This window comes from uncultured Pseudacidovorax sp., assembly GCF_913773995.1.
Classification (GTDB): domain Bacteria; phylum Pseudomonadota; class Gammaproteobacteria; order Burkholderiales; family Burkholderiaceae_C; genus Xenophilus.
Window position 1 is genome coordinate 1 of sequence record NZ_CAJYES010000248.1, and the last position, 4,006, is coordinate 4,006.

Sequence of the window (4,006 nt, forward strand, 5' to 3'; positions counted from 1 at the left end):
CCTTGATGCCCCACGCATCGACGATGCGCCCGACTTCGATGGCGTCCGCCGGCAGTTCGGCGGCGTCGAGCGTGGGCAACATCGGCGACGGCGCGCCGATCAGGCGGCGGCCTGCTCGGTGACGGCAGGGGCGGCGCTGCCGGCCTGCTTGATCAGGCGCACGACGGTGGGCGAAGCCTGGGCGCCGACGCTCTTCCAGTAGGCCAGACGGTCCTGGGCGATGCGGATGCTTTCCTCGCCGCCGCGCGCGGTGGGGTTGTAGAAGCCCAGACGCTCGATGAAGCGGCCGTCGCGGCGGGTGCGCTTGTCGGCGACGACGATGTTGAAGAACGGACGGCCCTTGGAGCCGCCGCGGGAGAGTCGAATCACGACCATGATTTATCCTTGGGGTGGAGCCAGCCGCAGGTTTCAGGGAATGCCTGGGATCGGCCGGTGAATTCTTCTCCAGCGTTGAGACACGCGACATGGCCACCCGGCCAGCGACACGCTGAAAAGCCCGCGAGTATAGCGCCCTTCCGCACCCCGCCTTCATGCACCTGACCATCCGACCCAGCCGCGACGCAGACCTGGCGGCCATCACGGCCATCTACGCCCACCATGTCCTGCACGGTACGGGTACCTTCGAGACCGACGCCCCGACCCAGGCCGACATGACCAACCGACGCGCCGACGTGCTGGGCAAGGGCCTGCCCTATCTGGTGGCCGAGAACGAGGCGGGCGAGGTGCTCGGCTTTGCCTATTGCAACTGGTTCAAGCCACGGCCCGCCTACCGCTATTCCGCCGAGGACTCGATCTACATCGCCGACGCCGCACGCGGCATGGGCCTCGGGGCCCAGCTCCTGGGAGCGCTGATCGAGGCTGCGCAGGCGGCCGGCGTGCGCAAGCTCATCGCGGTGATCGGTGATTCGGCCAATGCTGGCTCGGTGGGCGTCCATCGCAAGCTGGGTTTCGCCCATGTCGGCGTCATCAAGGACTGCGGCTGGAAGTTCGGCGAGTGGAGAGACGTGGTGCTGATGGACAAGGTGCTCGGCGAAGGCAGCAGCACCTCGCCCGAATGAGGCCCTGACATGACCATCGACACACACGCGGAAAACGCCCCACTCGCCCCTGCCGCGCGCGCTCCCCGCAGCAAGACCGTTGCCGCCTGGCTTGCCTTCCTGGGCGGCCCGCTGGGCCTGCACCGCTTCTACCTGCACGGCCTGGGCGACCTCCTGGGGTGGCTGCTGCCGATTCCGACGGCGCTGGGCCTCTACGGCGTCGAGCGGGCCCGCATGTACGGTCTGGACGACGGCTGGAGCTGGGTGCTCATCCCGTTTCTCGGCTTCACCATGGCGGGCTGCGCGCTGATGGCCATCATCTACGGACTGATGACGACGGAGCGCTGGAATGCCAGGCACAACCCCCAACTCGCGCCGGATGCGGCGCCGGGTGGCACCAACTGGTTCACCATCGGCGCCGTCGTGCTCGCACTGCTGATCGGCGCGACGGTGCTGATGTCGAGCATCGTCTTCAGCTTCCAGCGCTACTTCGAACACCAGATCGAGGAAGGCCGCCGCATCTCGCAATGAGCCAGCGGCCGGCCCGCGACCCGCCGCCTTAGAACAGCTGCATGCTCAGCCAGTAGGCAATGGCCGCCACGAAGGCGGCGGCGGGAATGGTGAAGATCCACGCCCACACGATGTTGCCCGCCACGCCCCAGCGCACGGCGCTTGCCCGCTGCGTGGCCCCGACGCCGACGATGGCGCCCGTGATCGTGTGGGTGGTCGACACCGGAATGCCCAGCGCCGTTGCCAAGAACAACGTGAGCGCCCCGCCCGTCTCGGCACAGAAGCCGCCCACGGGCTTGAGCTTGGTGATCTTCTGGCCCATGGTGCGCACGATGCGCCAGCCGCCGAACATGGTGCCCATGGCGATGGCGGCGTAGCAGGCCACCACCACCCAGGTTGGCGGCGCGGTGTCGGCCGCGGAGGCATAGCCGGTGGCCAGCAGCAGCATCCAGATGATGCCGATGGTCTTCTGCGCATCGTTGCCGCCGTGGCCCAGGCTGTAGGCCCCGGCAGAGACCAGTTGCAGCCGCCGGAACCAGCGGTCCACCTTGGAGGGCGTGGCACGGCGGAAGGCCCAGGCCACCGCCACCATCATCAGCGAACCCAGCAGAAAGCCCAGCAGCGGCGACACGAAGATGAAGGCCACCGTCTTCCAGATGCCGGCCCCCACCAGGCCCGAAGTGCCGGTCTTGGCCATCACCGCGCCCACGATGCCGCCGATCAGCGCATGCGAAGAACTGCTGGGGATGCCGTAGTACCAGGTGACCAGGTTCCAGCTGATGGCCCCGATCAGGGCACCGAACACCACATGCACGTCGATCACATTGGCATGGGCAATGCCTTTGCCGACGGTCGCTGCCACGCTCAGATGGAAGACGAAGATCGCGACCAGATTGAAGAAAGCGGCGAACAGCACCGCCTGCCCCGGCTTGAGCACGCCGGTGGACACGACGGTGGCGATGGAATTCGCCGCGTCGTGGAAGCCGTTCATGAAGTCGAAGGCGATGGCCAGCGCGACCAGCACCACCACCACCCAGAGGGCGACCTGCACCGTTGCCATGAAAGCGACTCCCGGCGGGTCAGGAGTTCTCGAGGATGATGCCCTCGATCACGTTGGCCACGTCCTCACACTTGTCGGTGACGGTTTCCAGCAGCTCGTAGATCGCCTTGAGCTTGATCACCTCGCGCACGTCGGGCTCTTCGCGGAAGAGCTTGCTCATGGCGCTGCGCATCACCCGGTCGGCGTCGGACTCGATACGGTCGATTTCCTCGCAGGTCTTGAGCGTGGCCTCGGCCACCGCCGGATCGGCGATTTTGCCCAGGTATTTGACGGCGTCCTTGAGTCGGCCGCAGCACTTGACGGACAGCGTGGTCAGGCGAGAGATCTCGTCCGTCATCTGCCGAACGTCGTACAGCGCCATGGTCTCGGCGCAGTCCTGGATCAGGTCGGCCACGTCGTCCATCGTGTTGATGAGCTTGTGGATCTGCTCGCGGTCGATGGGCGTGATGAAGGTCTTGTGCAGCAGCAGGTTGACGTCGTGCGTCACCCGGTCAGCGGCGCGCTCGGCGTTGTCGACGTCGCGGTTGTACTGCTCGCGCAGGTGCACGTCGTTGTAATTGGCAACCAGCTGTTCGAAGGCCCGTGCGGCCTCGACGATGCGCTCGGCATGCTGGTTGAACATCTCGAAGAAATTGCCCTCGCGGGGCAGCAGCTTGCCGAGCATGAAATTGGCGTCCTTACACGAAAGATGCGACAGGGTGATGACACCCGAGCAACCTGCAAGTGTAAGGGCGGCATCACCCGCCGCCCGGCGCCGGCACTTCAGAGCCGCTGGATGGCCTGGCCGGCCACGGCCTCCAGCTGTGCGGCGGTCACCCGTCCGGCGGCGATCTCCTCCAGCGGAAGCAGCACGAAGGCCCGCTCGTGCATGCGCGGATGCGGCACCACGAGGCGCGGCTCATCGATGCGCGCTTCGCCGTAGAGCAGCAGGTCCAGATCGAGCGTGCGCGGGGCGTTGCGGTAGGGGCGCTCGCGGCCGGCGGCGAGTTCCAGCCGCTGCAGCTCGTCGAGCAGTTCGAGCGGCGCCAGGGCCGTGTCGATGGCGGCGACGGCGTTGATGAAATCCGGGCCGCCGGCATCGACCGGGGCGCTGCGGTACAGGCTGGAACGGGCGGCCAACCGCGTCTGTGGCAACCCATCCAGGGCTGCGAGCGCGCCGGTGACGGCCGCCTGGGCGTCGCCCAGGTTGGCACCGAGGGCCACGTAGGCGCGCATCTTGGGCAGTTCGGGCGCGCGATCCGCACTGGGCGCGGCGCGACTGTCCGCCTCGACGACGGCGCGGACACCCTGTGCAGCAGCGCTCACACCGCGTCGGGCGCGCCGCCCGCGTCACCGCCGCCGGCCGCGCCACCGCCACTGCGGGGCTTGCGGCGCCGGCGCCGCTTGCGCGGTGCGCCCG

At 67.8% G+C, this 4,006-nt stretch carries 6 protein-coding genes and 1 pseudogene; 2 read left to right on the top strand and 5 right to left on the bottom strand.

Annotated features, from left to right (window positions below):
- Nucleotides 1-82 (bottom strand): annotated as a pseudogene (locus tag QZ772_RS23730) (ribosome maturation factor RimM); the annotation flags it as partial.
- A gap of 17 nt (nucleotides 83-99) precedes the next feature.
- Nucleotides 100-375, bottom strand: coding sequence for a 30S ribosomal protein S16 (gene rpsP / locus QZ772_RS23735; protein WP_295532023.1), 276 nt, complete (start codon nucleotides 373-375; stop codon nucleotides 100-102).
- A gap of 155 nt (nucleotides 376-530) precedes the next feature.
- Between rpsP and QZ772_RS23740 the strand changes: the two genes are divergently transcribed.
- Nucleotides 531-1,058: a GNAT family N-acetyltransferase gene (locus QZ772_RS23740; RefSeq protein ID WP_295532026.1), complete on the top strand. Its 528-nt coding sequence runs from the start codon at nucleotides 531-533 to the stop codon at nucleotides 1,056-1,058.
- 9 nt (nucleotides 1,059-1,067) lie between these two features.
- On the top strand, nucleotides 1,068-1,568 hold the full coding sequence (locus tag QZ772_RS23745; RefSeq protein ID WP_295532028.1) for a hypothetical protein: 501 nt from the start codon (nucleotides 1,068-1,070) through the stop codon (nucleotides 1,566-1,568).
- Nucleotides 1,569-1,596: 28 nt separating this feature from the next.
- Here the strand turns inward: QZ772_RS23745 and QZ772_RS23750 are convergent, their stop codons facing one another.
- The 3 genes from QZ772_RS23750 to folK all read right to left on the bottom strand — a co-directional run bounded on the left by QZ772_RS23750 (nucleotide 1,597) and on the right by folK (nucleotide 3,822).
- The gene (locus tag QZ772_RS23750; RefSeq protein WP_295532031.1) at nucleotides 1,597-2,607 is read right to left on the bottom strand and encodes an inorganic phosphate transporter; all 1,011 of its coding nucleotides are present in this window, start codon (nucleotides 2,605-2,607) and stop codon (nucleotides 1,597-1,599) included.
- 19 nt (nucleotides 2,608-2,626) lie between these two features.
- Entirely contained in the window at nucleotides 2,627-3,271 is a 645-nt protein-coding gene (locus tag QZ772_RS23755; protein ID WP_295532034.1) for a DUF47 domain-containing protein, read from the bottom strand.
- 98 nt (nucleotides 3,272-3,369) lie between these two features.
- On the bottom strand, nucleotides 3,370-3,822 hold the full coding sequence (gene folK / locus QZ772_RS23760; RefSeq protein ID WP_295532037.1) for a 2-amino-4-hydroxy-6-hydroxymethyldihydropteridine diphosphokinase: 453 nt from the start codon (nucleotides 3,820-3,822) through the stop codon (nucleotides 3,370-3,372).
- Nucleotides 3,823-4,006: the final 184 nt, after the last annotated feature.